At 68.9% G+C, this 15,102-nt stretch carries 21 protein-coding genes; 16 read left to right on the plus strand and 5 right to left on the minus strand.

Going from position 1 to position 15,102, the window contains the following annotated elements:
* Positions 1-35 precede the first annotated feature (35 nt).
* Positions 36-530, minus strand: a complete 495-nt coding sequence (locus ACXJJV_RS05570) for a 4Fe-4S binding protein (protein WP_456467184.1) — start codon at positions 528-530, stop codon at positions 36-38.
* Between the two features lie 26 nt (positions 531-556).
* On the opposite strand from ACXJJV_RS05570, the gene ACXJJV_RS05575 reads away from it, so the two are divergent.
* The 4 genes from ACXJJV_RS05575 to ACXJJV_RS05590 are packed head-to-tail and all read left to right on the plus strand — an operon-like array spanning position 557 to position 4,371.
* Entirely contained in the window at positions 557-952 is a 396-nt protein-coding gene (locus ACXJJV_RS05575; protein WP_456467185.1) for a hypothetical protein, read from the plus strand.
* A gap of 19 nt (positions 953-971) precedes the next feature.
* Positions 972-1,901, plus strand: a complete 930-nt coding sequence (locus ACXJJV_RS05580) for a PhoU domain-containing protein (protein ID WP_456467186.1) — start codon at positions 972-974, stop codon at positions 1,899-1,901.
* Positions 1,902-1,952: 51 nt separating this feature from the next.
* The gene (gene argJ, locus ACXJJV_RS05585) at positions 1,953-3,119 is read left to right on the plus strand and encodes a bifunctional glutamate N-acetyltransferase/amino-acid acetyltransferase ArgJ (protein WP_456467187.1); all 1,167 of its coding nucleotides are present in this window, start codon (positions 1,953-1,955) and stop codon (positions 3,117-3,119) included.
* A 16-nt stretch (positions 3,120-3,135) separates the two neighbouring features.
* Positions 3,136-4,371, plus strand: coding sequence for an ornithine cyclodeaminase, nickel-pincer nucleotide-dependent (locus tag ACXJJV_RS05590; protein WP_456467188.1), 1,236 nt, complete (start codon positions 3,136-3,138; stop codon positions 4,369-4,371).
* On the opposite strand, the gene ACXJJV_RS05595 is transcribed toward ACXJJV_RS05590, so the two are convergent.
* Complete coding sequence (locus ACXJJV_RS05595; RefSeq protein WP_456467189.1) at positions 4,340-4,627, minus strand: hypothetical protein; 288 nt, start codon at positions 4,625-4,627, stop codon at positions 4,340-4,342. The genes ACXJJV_RS05590 and ACXJJV_RS05595 overlap by 32 nt on opposite strands.
* A gap of 28 nt (positions 4,628-4,655) precedes the next feature.
* On the opposite strand from ACXJJV_RS05595, the gene ACXJJV_RS05600 reads away from it, so the two are divergent.
* The 3 genes from ACXJJV_RS05600 to ACXJJV_RS05610 are packed head-to-tail and all read left to right on the plus strand — an operon-like array spanning position 4,656 to position 6,269.
* Positions 4,656-5,621: a 2-phosphoglycerate kinase gene (locus ACXJJV_RS05600; RefSeq protein ID WP_456467190.1), complete on the plus strand. Its 966-nt coding sequence runs from the start codon at positions 4,656-4,658 to the stop codon at positions 5,619-5,621.
* A gap of 4 nt (positions 5,622-5,625) precedes the next feature.
* Positions 5,626-6,060 (plus strand): CBS domain-containing protein, encoded by a 435-nt coding sequence (locus ACXJJV_RS05605; protein ID WP_456467191.1) that lies wholly within the window; start codon positions 5,626-5,628, stop codon positions 6,058-6,060.
* Complete coding sequence (locus ACXJJV_RS05610; RefSeq protein ID WP_456467192.1) at positions 6,057-6,269, plus strand: hypothetical protein; 213 nt, start codon at positions 6,057-6,059, stop codon at positions 6,267-6,269. Before ACXJJV_RS05605 ends, ACXJJV_RS05610 begins: the two co-directional genes overlap by 4 nt.
* A 5-nt stretch (positions 6,270-6,274) precedes the next feature.
* Here ACXJJV_RS05610 and ACXJJV_RS05615 read toward each other — a convergent pair whose 3' ends face one another.
* From ACXJJV_RS05615 to ACXJJV_RS05625, 3 genes are read right to left on the minus strand one after another with little or no spacing between them, the layout of a single operon-like run.
* Complete coding sequence (locus ACXJJV_RS05615) at positions 6,275-7,165, minus strand: hypothetical protein (RefSeq protein ID WP_456467193.1); 891 nt, start codon at positions 7,163-7,165, stop codon at positions 6,275-6,277.
* Positions 7,166-7,168: 3 nt separating this feature from the next.
* On the minus strand, positions 7,169-7,717 hold the full coding sequence (gene cyaB / locus ACXJJV_RS05620; protein WP_456467194.1) for a class IV adenylate cyclase: 549 nt from the start codon (positions 7,715-7,717) through the stop codon (positions 7,169-7,171).
* Positions 7,686-8,858, minus strand: a complete 1,173-nt coding sequence (locus ACXJJV_RS05625) for a chloride channel protein (protein WP_456467235.1) — start codon at positions 8,856-8,858, stop codon at positions 7,686-7,688. Before ACXJJV_RS05625 ends, cyaB begins: the two co-directional genes overlap by 32 nt.
* A 49-nt stretch (positions 8,859-8,907) precedes the next feature.
* Between ACXJJV_RS05625 and ACXJJV_RS05630 the strand changes: the two genes are divergently transcribed.
* The 9 genes from ACXJJV_RS05630 to ACXJJV_RS05670 all read left to right on the plus strand — a co-directional run bounded on the left by ACXJJV_RS05630 (position 8,908) and on the right by ACXJJV_RS05670 (position 15,086).
* A complete protein-coding gene (locus ACXJJV_RS05630) occupies positions 8,908-9,234 on the plus strand; it encodes a cupin domain-containing protein (protein WP_456467195.1) in 327 nt (108 codons plus the stop codon).
* Between the two features lie 33 nt (positions 9,235-9,267).
* On the plus strand, positions 9,268-9,567 hold the full coding sequence (locus ACXJJV_RS05635; protein WP_456467196.1) for a hypothetical protein: 300 nt from the start codon (positions 9,268-9,270) through the stop codon (positions 9,565-9,567).
* A complete protein-coding gene (locus ACXJJV_RS05640; protein ID WP_456467197.1) occupies positions 9,491-10,198 on the plus strand; it encodes an acyltransferase in 708 nt (235 codons plus the stop codon). The genes ACXJJV_RS05635 and ACXJJV_RS05640 overlap by 77 nt, the downstream gene beginning before the upstream one ends.
* A gap of 11 nt (positions 10,199-10,209) precedes the next feature.
* Positions 10,210-10,812 (plus strand): hypothetical protein, encoded by a 603-nt coding sequence (locus tag ACXJJV_RS05645; RefSeq protein WP_456467198.1) that lies wholly within the window; start codon positions 10,210-10,212, stop codon positions 10,810-10,812.
* 5 nt (positions 10,813-10,817) lie between these two features.
* Positions 10,818-11,723 carry a triphosphoribosyl-dephospho-CoA synthase gene (locus tag ACXJJV_RS05650; RefSeq protein ID WP_456467199.1) on the plus strand — a complete coding sequence of 302 codons (906 nt, stop codon included), beginning with the start codon at positions 10,818-10,820 and terminating at the stop codon, positions 11,721-11,723.
* Between the two features lie 22 nt (positions 11,724-11,745).
* Positions 11,746-12,195, plus strand: coding sequence for a hypothetical protein (locus ACXJJV_RS05655; protein ID WP_456467200.1), 450 nt, complete (start codon positions 11,746-11,748; stop codon positions 12,193-12,195).
* Between the two features lie 211 nt (positions 12,196-12,406).
* On the plus strand, positions 12,407-13,639 hold the full coding sequence (locus ACXJJV_RS05660; RefSeq protein WP_456467236.1) for a proteasome-activating nucleotidase: 1,233 nt from the start codon (positions 12,407-12,409) through the stop codon (positions 13,637-13,639).
* A gap of 56 nt (positions 13,640-13,695) precedes the next feature.
* On the plus strand, positions 13,696-14,376 hold the full coding sequence (locus ACXJJV_RS05665; RefSeq protein ID WP_456467201.1) for a hypothetical protein: 681 nt from the start codon (positions 13,696-13,698) through the stop codon (positions 14,374-14,376).
* Positions 14,367-15,086, plus strand: coding sequence for a polyprenol monophosphomannose synthase (locus ACXJJV_RS05670; protein WP_456467202.1), 720 nt, complete (start codon positions 14,367-14,369; stop codon positions 15,084-15,086). The genes ACXJJV_RS05665 and ACXJJV_RS05670 overlap by 10 nt, the downstream gene beginning before the upstream one ends.
* Positions 15,087-15,102: the final 16 nt, after the last annotated feature.

Raw genomic sequence — 15,102 nt, forward strand, 5'->3', positions numbered from 1 at the left:
GGGCCGCTTCCCCTTTATCGTTTACGTGTACACCCTCATCTAACGCGCTCCTGACGCGATCGCTTGCCGGCACACTCCGAACACACGTCGACTTTCTTGTTGCTCTTGAACCGCTTGCCACACAGTCTGCACCTGCACTCGTACAGCCGCGCCCGCTTCCCCTCCCGCCGCGCCATCCGCTCGATCCGGCTCGTTCGCTCCACCTCCCGCGCCAGGTAGAACCAACTGTCACCGAACACGTCCCGGCCGCGCATGACCACCTTCCGGGCCACGTCCAGGCCCTTCTCGTCCCCACGCATGGCCCTGACCATCGCGCTTAAGAACTGGCGTTCCCGGTACCGATACAGGTCGATCGCGTCGTTCGGACACACTCGCACGCACTCGTCGCACGCGTCGCAGGCCTCCAGGTTCACGATCACCACCTCATCACCCTTGACGTCCAACACCCCCCGCTCGCACGCCTCCACGCAGAGCGCGCAGGAGGCCCCCTCGCACCGCTCCCGGTCGATCTCGATTCTGCGGACCGCCAACCCCCTCACCCCGGGGAGGAAAGCGCTTGAACGTGCACGTTCACGAGCGGGAGGGGGACGTCGTGCTGGAGTTCTGTGGGGAGAAGGGGTGCATACAGGTTTCCACTCGGGCCTTCTACACGGCGGTGACGATGAGCGGCGAGGACGCGATCAAGAAGACCAAGGAGCTCCTGACCAAGCCCTTCGAGCTGCTCGGGGAGGAGCCCCCGAGGCTCCAGGTCCGCCCGTCGAAGAAGCCGGAGGGAACGCTGCTGAACCCCTGGGTCCTCTCCTCCCACGACAACGTCGAGTTCCTCACGTTCGAGCTGGACACGGGCGATGAGACTTTAAAGCTCTCCTTGGCGACGCCCGACCTCTCCAGGGAGGGCTCCTCCAGGGTGAAAAGGGTCCTGAGCCTGCTGAAGGACCGACTCTCCCGGTGAATCCGGAGGTGAGACCGTCTTGTACCCCCGCGGAAGGAGGGCGACCCTGGCCGCGATCCTGCGCACGATCCTGAAGGACCGCCCCTCCACGCAGAAGGAGATCGCCGAGAAGGTGGGCGTCTCACGCCGTTACGTGACGGAGCTCCTTCAGCCTCTGATAGAGAAGGGGGCGGTGTTCCGCACATACGCCGTGGACATGACCAAGCTCCGCCGCCACTTTCCCGAGCTGCTCGAGGAGCTGGGCCGGCACATCCACGAGGACCTGGAGGCCCACCTGAGGAACGTCCGCCCCTACTTCGAGCGGATGATCGACCTGACGGAGTCCCAGGTGGAGCTCGCGATCCAGGCCGTCGAGCGCGACCCCGATCTGGCCCGCAAGATCGTGAGGATGGACGAGGAGGTCAACCGGCTGGATGAGGAAATCCGACTCTACGTCCGCACCCTACCCACGTTCCAGCCGTCCGAGGAGGCGGGCAAGACCGCAGCGCTCCTCCTGGAAATCTCGCACTGCATCGAGCGGGTCGGGGACTACTCGTGCAACATCGCCGAGGTCGCGGACCGGATCGGCACGCTCTCCGACTTAGAGTGCTGGGACGACCTCAAGCGGGCGGCCGAGCGCGCCCGGTCCATGATCTCCACCGCGTACGACGCGTTCCTCTCCCTGTCTAAGGACCGCGTGAAGGAGGCGGCCGACCGGGTGTACCGGCTGGAGGAGGACGTTCACGACCTGATCGTCAAGGTCTGCGACGAGGCGATCCGGGAGGCCGAGGAGTCACCCTCCCGCTCCCGACACCTGTTCGCCGTCTCCCGTGTGACGAAGGACATCGAGCGGATCGCGGACAAGGCCGTCGACATCGTGGACTACACGCGAGAGCTGATCGAGGGACGACCGCGCGACCTGACCCCGGAGCAGGAGGTGCGGGAGACCGTCCCGGCCGACACCGCGTGACCCCTGTCACAGCTTTAAGCCCCCGACCCCGGGACCGACCCGGGGCGCCCCATGGAGGTCCCCTCGGGCTTCCTCCTCGGCGGGGTGAAGGAGGACGACGTCGGGGTGGGCCTGCTCTTCTCGGAGAAACCGTGCTCGGTGGCCGGCACGTTCACGCGCAACACCCTGCGCGCGGCCCCCGTCGAGTACTCCGAGGAGGTGTGCGCCCGCGGGCGGGCCCGCGGGGTCATCGTCAACAGCGGTCACGCGAACGCGCTCACCGGCGAGGAGGGAATGCAGGACGTGCTCCGGATGGCCGACGGGGCCTCCCGGCTGTTCGGCGTGCCCGACGACGAGGTCCTGGTTTGCTCGACCGGGGTCATCGGCGAGCGCCCGCCCGTGGACCGCATCCTCCGCCTGGCGGAGAAGGTCTGGGAGTCCGGGATGGGGGCCGACCCGGAACACGTCCGCGCCTTCAACCGGGCCATCATGACGACGGACACCCGGGAGAAGCTCTCCTCGTACTCGGGCGACGGGTGGTCCCTCCTCGGCGTGGCCAAGGGAGCCGGGATGATCCACCCGAACATGTCCACCATGCTCGCCTTCCTGATCACGGACGTCCGGGCCTCGCCCCGTGGGCTGGCCGCCACGCTGCGGGAGTCCGTGGAGGACACGTTCAACATGATCAGCGTGGACGGGGACGAGAGCACCAACGACACCGTCCTCCTGATGGCCAACGGGGCCTCCGGGCTCGAGCTGGGCAAGGACGTGCCGGAGTCGGAGTTCGAGGACGCGGTCCTGAGCGTGTGCGAGGACCTGGCCCGTGAGATCGCCCGGGACGGCGAGGGGTCGACCAAGCTGCTGGAGGTGGAGGTGCGCGGGGCGCGATCCAAGGAGGAGGCCCGCAGGGCCGCCCGCGCCGTGGTCTCCTCCAACCTGGTCAAGGCCGCCCTCTTCGGGGAGGACCCGAACTGGGGGAGGGTGGGGGCGGCGATCGGCGCCGCCCGGGTCGACGTGGACCCGGACTCCCTTAGGATCTCCTTCGAAAGCTCCAAAGGCCGCGTGGTGACCTACGACGGCGGACCCGTCGAGTTCAACGAGAGTCGGGCCACCCGGGTCCTGTCGGACCGGGAGGTGCGGATCGTAGTGGACCTGGGCGCGGGGAGCGCGTCCGCCCGCGCCTGGGGGTGCGACCTGACCTACGATTACGTCAAGATCAACGCCGAGTACCGCACGTAACGGCGGGGCGGGCCGCGTGCCGGAGGAGGTCATCGAGCTCAAAGGTCACATTATCGACTCCCTTATCCTGTCCAAGGTGCTGGACACGATCATGGAGATGGGCGGGGACTTCGAGATCCTGGAGTTCGAGGTCGGGAAGCGCAAGACGGACCCCAGCTACGCCAGGATACTCGTGAAGGCGGACGACCCCGACCACCTCGGCGAGATCATCACGGAGCTGAGGAAGTACGGGGCGGTGCCCGTCGAGTCGGACGAGGTGAGGGTGGAGCCGGCCCCCGATGACGGCGTCTGCCCGCGCGGCTTCTACACGACCACGAACCACCGGACCTTCGTTAAGTTCGACGGTGAGTGGATCGAGGTGGAGAACATCGAGATGGACTGTGCGATCGTGATCTACCCGGAGGAGAGGCGGGCCGTGGCCAAGCCCATCCGGGAGGTGCGGAAGGGCGAGCTGGTCGTCGTCGGGGACCGGGGGATTAAGGTCAAGCCCCCGGAGCGCCCCCGAGGTCGAACCGGCATCTTCGGGTTCATGGGCAGCGACGTGTCCCCGGAGAAGCCCACCCCCACCCTGATCCGACGGATCGCCCGGGAGCTGGAGCGGCACCGGAGGGACGGTAAGATCGTCGTGGTCGTGGGCCCGGCCGTCATTCACGCCGGGGCCCGGGATCATCTCGCCTGGATGATCAGGAACGGATACGTGGACGTTCTCTTCGCGGGCAACGCAGTGGCCGTGCACGACGTGGAGGCGAGCCTGTTCGGGACCTCGCTGGGCGTGGACCTGGAGACGGGTGAGCCCGTGAAGGGTGGGCACAGCCACCACCTGTACGCCATCAACGAGATCCGCCGCGTGGGCGGGCTCAAGCGGGCCGTGGAGGAGGGAATCCTGAAGGACGGGATCATGTACGAGTGCATCGTGAACGACGTGCCCTACGTCCTGGCCGGGTCCATCCGGGACGACGGGCCCATCCCGGACGTGATCACCGACGTGATGGAGGCGCAGAGGGAGATGCGACGGCACCTGCGCGGGGCCACGCTCGTCCTCATGCTGGCCACGATGCTGCACTCGATCGCCACCGGAAACCTACTACCCTCCTGGGTGAAGACGATCTGCGTGGACGTCAACCCGGCCGTGGTCACCAAGCTCATGGACCGGGGCACGGCGCAGGCGCTGGGCGTGGTCTCCGACGTCGGCGTGTTCCTGCCGGCGCTCGTGAAGGAGCTCAAGAGGATCCGGAGCGACGACGACGGGTAGGACGGCCCGGGCCGGAGAACTCCTCCACCCGCCGCTCGAGCAGCTCCTCCATCACCTTTTTAGCCTCTTTTAGCGCCTCCCTGGTGCCCCTAAACGCCAGTACGGTGGTTTTCATCCCACCCCGCTCCAGCTCCCGCTGCACGACTTTCACGTCGCACCGCCGCTCAACTTCAGCGATGATATCAGCCGGGACCCCTAACGGGATGATCATATCATACTTCCTCGCCTTCTCCTCACCTCCTCCTTGCTCTCCCACGCGGGCCCCCGCAGGGGGTGCGAGCAGGTTGGCGGAAAAAGGTAGCGGTGGCGGCGAGAGGGAGAAGGAGGGGGAGCGCGGGGACCGGATTACGGTGAAGTCACGGCACTACGAGATGCCCTTCTCGCGCGGGGTCCTCGCCCGCTCCCTCACCGCCATCGGCATCGAGCCGCACAAAGCCTACGAGATCGCCCTGAAGATTAAGCGGGAGCTACAGCGGGAGGGCGTCCGGGAGATCAGCACGGACGAGCTGGCCGACATCATCCGCCAGAAGCTCGAGGAGATCGACGAGTCCCTCGCGGAGCGATACGAGCTCTGGCGCCGGATCAAGAAGCGGGAGGAGCCCATCATCGTCCTGATCGGCGGCGCGTCCGGCGTGGGCACGTCCACGATCGCCGCCGAGGTCGGCCACCGACTCGGCATCACGAACGTGATCGGCACGGACGCCATCCGAGAGGTCATGCGCCGCGTGCTGGCCAAGGAGCTGTACCCGACCCTCTACGAGTCCTCCTACACCGCCTGGAAGCGCCTCCGCTACAAGCCCGCCGAGGACCCCGTGATCACCGGCTTCCTCGACCACTCCGAGCCCGTCGTGGTCGGCATCGAGGGCGTCGTCAACCGCTCGATCAACGAGGGCATCCACGTGATCATCGAGGGCGTGCACATCGTCCCGCGCCTCATCAAGAAGGAGATCCTCAACTACCCCAACGTGTTCGCCTTCATGCTCGCCGTGGAGGACGAGGAGGCGCACAAGTGGCGCTTCTACGCGCGCTCCCGGGACACCAAGCTATCCCGCCCGGCCGAGCGGTACCTGAAGTACTTCGAGGAGATCCGCAAGATCCACGACTTCCTCGTCGAGGACGCCGAGGACCACGACATCCCGGTGATCAACAACGAGCACATCGACGAGACCGTGGAGAAGATCGTGAGCTACATATCGTCCAAGCTGCTGAAGGGAGAGAAGGAGCTGGCGAAAAGCGCGTCCTGGTGGTGAAAGCATGCGCCTGACCGAGGAGCTCCGACGGTGCAAGGCCGAGAATCTCATGACGGAGGACCCGATCACCGCGTCCCCCAACGATGGCGTTATCGAGGCGTTCGAGATCATGATCAAGAACGACGTGGGCGCCCTCCCGGTCACCGACGAGGAGGACCGCCTCCTCGGCCTCGTAACCCGAACCGACCTCGGGAGAGCCCTGCTGGAGGACCGGTACGAGCCCGGAACCACCGTGGAGGAGGTCATGGAGACGGACGTGGTGGTCGCGCGCCCGGACGACGACCTGATCACGGTCATCAAGAAGATGTGCTCCGCGCCCGAGGGCATCTACAACCAGCTGCCCGTCGTGGACGACGAACGACGCCTATTGGGCATCATCACGGACGGGGACCTCATCCGGTGGCTCGCCGACCGCGTGGAGAGGTTACGATCAGGGTGAGTGAGGAACCCCCGAAGGAGCTCCTGCGACTGCTTCTCGACCACGGCGTCCGGGTCACCCGAGACGGGGACTCCGTGCTGATTCAAGGCACCCGGGAAGACCTGCTGGAGGCGCTCCTCCACGTCCCACCGAAGCTGTCCCTATCCAGCCCGGAAATCGTGAAAAAGCTGTGGAAGGGACTGGGCGCGGACCGACCGCGCCTGCGCTAGAACAGCTAGAACACCGTGTAGTGGCCCTGCACAACCGACTGATCCACCAGGAAGACGCGCTGCCGACCCCCGGAGACGGACATCCAGAACCACAGGCTCACCTCTCCTTGCCTCGCGTGCTCCGGCAGCACCATCGCGGGCACCGTCCGCCCGGAAAAGTTCACCGTCCGCGTCCCCACCTTCTCCTCCCCGGGACCCAGGAGGTCCACCCGAATCCGACCCAATTGCACGGTGAGCTGCTCCAGCACCAGGCACCCACGGGCCCCCGTCTTCCTCAACGCCCGCTCGATCCGACGCTTCACCTCCACGTGCTTACCGTCACTTACGTTGCACAGAACCCTACCGACCACGGAGTTGTACCGTACCTTCACGCTCGGACCGTCCATGACCCGGTTACCCAGCTCCCGGCGAACCGCCTCCTCCACCTTCCGCCTGTCCGGCTTCCCGTCGTACGAGGCCTGGAACAGGAACACGGACCCCTTCACCACCACGCTCCGCTCCGCCACCGACTTGCCCTTGAGGACCTTCTCCACGTCCCTCCTGGCCTGGCTCGGGTCCACCGTGCTTGGCACCAGCGCGTCCACCACGTACACCTCGTACCCCTTGATCTTGGTCTTCTGCACGGAGACCCGCTCGACGCTTTCCACTCCCTCCACCGCCTTCCGCAGCTCCTCCCCGGAGACACCCCGCTTCGGCACGACCAGCGCCCGAACAATCGACACCTGGTAGTCGCGCACGATCTTCGCCTTCACGACGGCCCGCGCCGCCACCACCCGTCCGCCGGCCTGTCCCGAGAGCGTGAACGTGGGGATGGCCGAGAGCACCATTATCCCGGCCAGGAACAGGATACCCGCCGTCACGATCGTGCGTCGATGCCGCCGTATCCAATCGAACACCGCTCACTCCCCCGCGCGCTCCATCAGGAGCTCCAGGTAGGACTCGCGCACCCGCTCTCCCCTCACGCCCAGCCTCTCGGCCAGCCGCAGGAGGCTCTCCTCCGCCCGCTCCACCTCGGAGCGATCGCCCACCGAACACTCCAACTCCAGGAACGTCCCCAACCCGCTCACCTCGTCCAGCGCCACCGTCACGTCCCGACCCTCGAACCTCACCCGGTACACCTCCCGACGCTTCTTAACCTTCACCCGCTCCAGAGGCCGAAACCCCAGGCGCCTCAGGATCCGATCCATCCGCTCCCCGTCCTCCACCTCAACCTCCACCTCCTCCCGGGACTTCTCCCGACCCACCCGGGGCCCCTTGTACGTCAACACGACCCTACCGTCCGTGCGGCGCAGCCTCAGCGCCTCGTCCGTCTCCCCGAAGTCCCGGCACGGATGCTGGTAGTACACGTCCACCTGCTCCAGCGTCCCCTCACGCTCCCCCAGCTCCCGAAGCCGCTCCCTCACCTCCTCCGGGTTCTCAACGGCGATCTTCACTTCCACCTCGAACACGATCCCTCCCCCGCAGCAGCTCCCCGAGGAATCCCGGGTTGACCGTCAGGTACCCCAGGACCGCCCCCAGCGCAGCCGGCACGGCGCAGTCCATGCCGAACAGCTCCATCACGAGCACCGCGGCCGAGACCGGGGCGTCGAACGCCACCGCCAGAAACGCGGACATGGAGGCGGCCACGGCGGCCGGCGCCGGCAACCCCACCAGCGCCCGCACGGCGGACCCGAAGAAGATCGAGGCGCACACGACCGGCGAGACGAAGCCCGCGGGCACCCCGCTCCCCAGCGTGAGCGACGTTGCCGCCACCTTACCCAGGAACGCCAGTCCCGAGCACCACGGGTCCATCCGACCCACCGCCGCCCGGGACGCCCAGTCCAGCCCCAGCCCGACCGCCTGCGGCACCCACGCTCCCAGGGCCGCGACCGCGACCCCGGCGAGCAGCGCCCGGACCTCCGCCCGCCGAACCCGGTGAAACCACCGGTACGCGACCTGCACCGAGCGCACCAGACCGTACGCCGCCACGGCCGCCGCCAGGCCCACCACCGTCAGCCCCGGCAGGTCCCACCAGGAGTACACGTACCCGGCGTGGGCCGTCAGCAGGTAGTGCTTCCCCAGAACCAGGTAGTACACCGTGTACCCGGAAACGCTGGCGATGATGGCCGGCGGCAGGCACGGGTATCCCAACCCCCCGGCGAGCGTCTCCAGCGTGAAGAGGGCCGCGGAAACCGGCGCGCACAGGACCCCGGACACCCCACCGGACGCGGTCGCGACGATCGCCCACGACCTGGGCAGTCCCCTCACGCCGAACCGCTCGGCGCACCAACGGCCGATGGACACGCACGACTGCACGCAGGGACCCACCTGACCCCCGCTCCCGCCCGACCCGATCACGGCCCCCGCCACCAGGAGCTTGAGCACGCCGGCCACCGGATCCCTGGCGCGACCCTGCCGGGCCTTGTCCAGCCCCGTCCCCGGGAGCTCCGGGTGCAGCGAACTCACGGCCCCGGCCAGCACCATCACCGCGGGCGTCACCCACACGGACCCGCCGGAGAGCCGACCCACGGTCAGGATGGTCCAGGTGATGGTGGCGGCGCACAGCCCGCCGACGGCGCCCAGGGCCAGCGACAGCAGCGTCCACCGCACCGTCAACGTTAGATCGCCGCGCAGGACCACCCGCCCCGGGGAGGTGATGTTGGGCTGGGAGCTGCGGGTCGAACGGGACCGCCGGGAGACCGTGTGCGGCCGGGTCCTGGAGCTGTACTCGGACGAGCGCCTCTCCCTGGCCGAGGTCGAGGTGGACGGGGAGGGCGAGGAGCACTACCACGAGCGGACCACGGAAGTTTATTACGTGCTGGAGGGGACCGGCCGCGTCCACCTAAACGGGCGGCCCGTGGACGTGCGCCCCGGAGACGTGATCGTGGTGAGGCCCGGGGTAAGGCACAAGGTGGAGGGCCGGATGAGGCTGCTCGTCGCGTGCTCACCCCCCTTCGACCCCGAGGACGTGCACGCGGAGGGATGATGAGCTAAGCCTACTCCGACCCGAGCGGGAGTGATGGAACGGGTGAGCTGCCTGACCTCCCGCGTGCGCGCCACCCTCCGGCTGCGGGTGCCCGACCCGGTGCTCCTCGCCCTGATTCCGGACGCGGACCCCTGGTGCCGCGTGCGAGACCGCCGCATCCACCTGCGAGGCGACGGCTTCGGGCCCCTGAAGCACGCCGTCGACGACGTGCTCCGGTGCGTGAAAGCGGGCCTGTCGACCCTGAGGGTGGCCGAGAATGCAGCCGCTGACGCGGAGGAACAAGGACGAGCACCCGGCCGTGACCGACCCGGACACGACGATCATCCTCGGTGACGTGCGGGCGAGCGAGGACTGCGTGATCGGCGAGCGCGTCCGGCTGGGCCCCGACGCGAGGCTGCGCGGCGCCCTGATCTCGGGCGAGTCCGTGGTCTACAACGCGGAGCTCGAGAGGTGCGCAGTGGGGGCCCGGACCACCGTCACGGGCCGGGTCTCTGAGGGCGCCACCGTTCACCACGGCTCCGTGCTGGGGCAGCTGAAGGTCAGCGGGGACCTCGAGCCCCCCACCGTCGGCCGGGGCGCCCTGGTCGGACCCGGCGTCTCCCTCCTACCCGGCGCCGAGGTGGGCGAGGAGGCGGTGCTGCTCCCGAACAGCGTGGTGACCGAGCGGGTGCCCCGGCGCGGGGTGGTGGGGGGCAACCCCGCGATGCCCCGCGGCGTGGTCGTGGACGCGGAGCGGGTGGAGGTCGAGTTCGACGGCTCGGAGTTCAAGGTCGAGGGACGCCGGGGACGCGCCTTCAACCTCAGGCTCGCCGACGGCGGGCTGGAGATCGAGGAGGGACGCCCCGAGGAGTTCGGGGTGATCGTCGAGGAGCGGCCGCGGATCGTCCGACTGGGGCACGCGATCGAGCTCCCGCGCCGACCCTTCACCTTCCCCCTCCACGTGCTCCACCTGAGGACCAAGTAGGGGGGCCGCCGGTGCCCGTCCGGGACTCGGTCCTCATCGACACGAAGGTGGAGGAGGGGCTGGTGCTCGGGAGCGTGCTGGAGGGGTGCGAGGTGCGACGGGCGGCGGTGGTCGGCACCGTGGCCCGCGGGGAGCGGTTCCGGGAAACGGTGGTGGTGGGCGGCCGCGAGGTCGACGGGAGGGTGATCACCGTGCCCGTTCGGGCCGGGGAGTGGGGGGCCGCGTCCGGGGAGGAGGAGGCGCGCGTGCCGGAGGGCGACGGTGACGTCCTCGCGATCGTGGCGGACGCGGGCGCGATGGGCCTGCTTCGGGACCTGCTGAGGCTGGAACCGCGCCGGGTCGGCCTCCACGCGCTGTTCACGTTCTCCGGCCCGCTGCCGGGCCGGCTCCGGCGGAGGATCGTGGGCAACCTGGACGTGTTCCGGGAGTGCTGCCCCTGCGCCTACCTACGCCTCGGCGACACCGTGCTCGCCTTCCGGGGAGGGCGGCAGGTCTTCGGCGAGCCCGAGGAAGTGCGGTACCGGGACGTGCTGGTCGTGCGGGAGGGCCGACCGGCGCTGTCCGCCTGGCGACCGGCGGCCCGCAGCGTGATCTCCGAGCTCGGGGCCGGGTGACCCGCGTGGCCGACCCGCGCGAGCTGCCGGAGCTCTTCTGCCGAGCCGTCGCGATCGAGGCGCTCTCGGGCCCGAAGCCCGGGCTCGTGGACCCCGTCTCCCCCAGCCCCCACCCGGACATGGGGCCCAGGGAGTTCTGCCTCTGCCTGCCCGCGCTGGGGAGGTGCCTGCGCGAGGCGCTGGAGCTCGGGCTGAGTCGGAAACCGGTGGAGGAGCTCGTGCGCCGCCTGCCCGCCTGGAACGTGGACGTGCTCACCGCCTCCGCCGGCCCGAACCCCGTGCGCGGGGTCCTGTTCCTGGGGGCCGTGCACTGTTACTCGGCCGGGTGGGAGCGGGACCCCATGCCCGTCGATCGGATCCGGGAGGTGGGCCGGTTCTGCGCGGAGCGCCTGTGGGATCGGACGGAAACGAAGTGCGGTCGAAGGCGGGTTCGGGAGGGGCTGGCCGGGATCTTCGGGGAGGCGGCCTCCGGGCTCGCGACGGCCAGGATGGTGTCGCTCCCCACCCTGGTCTCGGTGCTGAGAAGGGGCGGTTCGCTCGAGGAGGCCGTGGTCCAGTCGGTCCTGGCCTGCATGGCCGTGCTGGAGGACGCGGGGCTCCCGCCGGGGGATCGAAGGTGGGTCCGGCGCCGGGCGCGCCGGGTGCTGCGGCTGGGCGGGGTGATGACCCCCAGGGGCCGGCGGGAGCTCTGGTCGTTCGTGCGGGAGTGCCTCGAGCGCCGCGTCAGCCCGGGCGCGTCCGGGGACGTGACGGTGGTCGGGCTCGTGATACTGTTCCTTCGGTGGGGCCGGGACCTTGCTTCCCCGTATCTTGATCCTCCGGGACGGTGGCGTGGGGGAGCAGTGGGGACGGACGGTGCGGCTCCTGGTGCGCGGGGACGGGACGAGGGTGGTGGCCGCCCGGGGCGATAGGAAGTTTTTTAGTCCGGGAGAGGTGAGAGTTGAAAGAAGGTTAACGCCCTGGGACGCCTACCGGGAGATCTGCCCGAGGCTCAGGCTCGACGCGCTGGAGCCGCCGGAGGACGCGGGCCACCCGGTCGACCCCGAGGTGGGGTACCGGGTGCTGGAGCTCCTGTCCGTGCTGTGGAGGTCCGGTATCCGCGACCTGGGCGTCGTCGGGACGGTGGGCTGCGCCGCCCCGCTTCACGACCTGACGGTGGGGAACCCAGTCGGGTGGACGAGCCTGCGGGTGGCGAACCCCGGGTCGGACCTCGACTTAATAATCCGGGAGAGGAAAACCCTACGAGCCCTCCTGCGCCTGGGGTTCCGGGTCGTCAGGCGCCGGGGCGATGGCGCGGTGCTGTCCCCGGATCGCGTCACGGGCTTTCGAACGCCCAGACTTGACGTGAGGTGGGGGTGCGACGTTGGCGGACGATCTGGATAGCCTGCTGCCCGACACCTCGGAGAGCGTCAGCCTGAGCGCGCTTAAGAACCTGAAGAACGAGCTGGAGGAGTTGTCGGACAAGTCCGACTCCAACCTGGAGGAGCTGACCGAGGTGCTGGACGACCTGATCACGCTGATGGAGCGGACCGGGGTGGAGAACCTCCGGGACCTCGTGGAGAAGTTCGAGGACCTGCGGCGGGAGAAGAAGCGGCTGGAGGAGCTCCTGCAGGAGTACTTCAAGCGGCTGGAGGAGCTGGAGCGGAAGCTGAAGGCCCAGGAGGAGAAGCTCCGCATCGAGGCGCGGCGCCGGAAGACGCTGGAGCGCGAGCTGGAGATGGAGCGGGACGAGAAGGCCGAGCTGCGGGAGGAGCTGCGCCGGAAGGAGGTCATGATCGAGAAGCTCCGCAACGACCTGCAGCGGCTGAAGAAGCCGCCCCTGATCGTGGGCACGGTGGAGGAGGTGCTCGAGGACGGTCGCGTCATCGTCAAGAGCTCCACCGGCCCGAAGTTCGTCTCGAACGTGAGCCCCACCGTGGACCGGGACGAGATCCAGCCGGGCGTGAACGTGGCCCTGAACCAGCAGAGCATGGCCGTCGTCGACGTGCTACCCTCGGAGAAGGACCCGCGGGTCACGGCCATGGAGGTGGAGGAGGAGCCGGACGTCACGTACGACGACATCGGCGGGCTGGACAAGCAGATCCAGGAGATCCGAGAGGTCGTGGAGAAGCCGCTCAAGGAGCCCGAGCTGTTCGAGAAGGTCGGCGTCGAGCCGCCGAAGGGCGTGCTCCTCTACGGCCCACCGGGCACGGGCAAGACCCTCCTCGCCCGCGCGGTCGCCCACCACGCGGACGCCACGTTCATCCGGCTCGCCGCGCCCGAGCTCGTCCAGAAGTTCATCGGCGAGGGCGCCCGACTCGTCCGCGAGCTCTTCGAGCTGGCCCGGGAGAAGGCCCCGAGCATCATCTTCATCGACGAGATCGACGCCATCGGCGCCCGACGCATGCGGGACGCCACGAGCGGTGACCGCGAGGTCCAGCGCACGCTGACGCAGCTCCTGGCCGAGATGGACGGCTTCGACCCGCTCGACGACATCAAGGTCATCGCCGCGACCAACCGGAAGGACATCCTGGACCCGGCGCTCCTCCGACCCGGCCGGTTCGACCGACACATCAAGATCCCGCTGCCGGACGAGGAGGGCCGCTACGAGATCTTCAAGATCCACACGCGGGACATGAACATCTCCGACGACGTGGACCTGAAGAAGCTGGCCAAGATGACGGAGGGCGCCTCGGGCGCCGACATCAAGGCCATCTGCACCGAGGCCGGAATGATGGCCATCCGCGAGGACCGAGACGTCGTCACCATGCGCGACTTCATCAAGGCCGTCGAGCGCGTCCTGGGCACCAGGGAGGAGGAGGGAGAGTACAAGCGGGCGTACCACTAAACCCCCGGCGCGGATGAAGAGGCGGTTGCTGGCGGACCGGCCAGGGATGATGAGTAGTGGGCGAGCGGACCTACCTACGGGTCGGGGACCTCACCGTCCGGATCCTCCCACCCGATCGGGCCGCACCCACCGTGCGACGGCTCGCCTCCGAGCTCGACGCCGACGCCCCGGGCGAGCTGAAGGAGACCGTCCCCGTTGACCTCCTCCAGTCCGACTTCTTCTCCCCCGACGCCCGCGTCCTGATCGCCCACCGACGGCGCCAACCCGTGGCCTGCGTCGGGGCCGATCCCGACACCACCCGCCACCCGCACAACGTGTTCGGCCTGATCGTCTCCCACCGGGTGCGACGCCGGTACCAGATCGGCCACCTGCTACTCGCCGCGGCGCTCAGGTTCCTCCGGGAGTCCGGCGCCGACGTCGCCCGCACCACCCCCATTCGACGCGCCCTCCCCTTCTTCACCGGCATCCGGGCGGACCCCACGCACGTCTGGAAGGAGCTGGACCTCCGGGTCCAGTGGTACCGGCGCACCCGGGACGAGACCTTCCTGAACCTCTCCCGGCTCCCCACCGAGCTGCGCGAGGACCTCCGGCTGATGAAGGTGGAAACCGTGGACGTCCACCGCGAGCCCACACCATTTCATATGCTGGACCCCGAACGACCCGTCCACACCTTCCGGTCCGGCGTGAAGGGGTTCACCCTGATCGCGAGGCTCGGGGGCCCTCACCGGTGGAAGTGAGCGTCATCCTGCCGACGTACAACGAGCGGGACAACCTCCCGCACGTCATCCCCAGGATCGAGCGGGTGATCGACCGGGAGGGCTGGGACGCGGAGGTGCTCGTCGTGGACGACGACTCGCCGGACGGCACCGCCGAGGTGGCCCGGGAGCTGGCGGAGGAGTACGGCAACATCCGGGTCATCGTCCGCAAGGAGCGACCGGGGCTCGGCCTGGCCTACCGGCGCGGCTTCCGCGAGGCCGAGGGGGACGTCGTCGTCTGCATGGACGCCGACGGTCAGCACCCACCCGAGTACCTCCCGAACCTCGTGAACCCGGTGCTCGACGGGGCGTGCGACTTCGGACTGGGCTCCCGGTACGTGGAGGGGGCCCAGGTGGAGAACTTCCCCTGGTACCGGCGCCTCAACTCCTGGGGCGCCCGGGTCGTCGCCAGGATCCTCCTGAAGCTCCCCTACCGGGACCCCACCAGCGGGTTCCGGGCCATCCGCCGCGAGATCCTGGAGGAGGGCCGACCGTTCGTCTCCGAGGGCTTCGAGATCCAGGTGGAGACGCTGGCCAAGGCCCACCACATGGGGTACCGGGTCCGGGAGATCCCGTTCACGTTCCAGCCCCGGGAGCACGGCTCCTCGAACGTGGACCTGCGGCAGATCCTGCGCTACCTGCGCGGCGTGATCCGGATCCGCAGGGACCTGCGCCGGCGCGGCCTCCTGTAAACGATTTATCAGCGGG

The organism is Methanopyrus sp. (assembly GCF_053997775.1).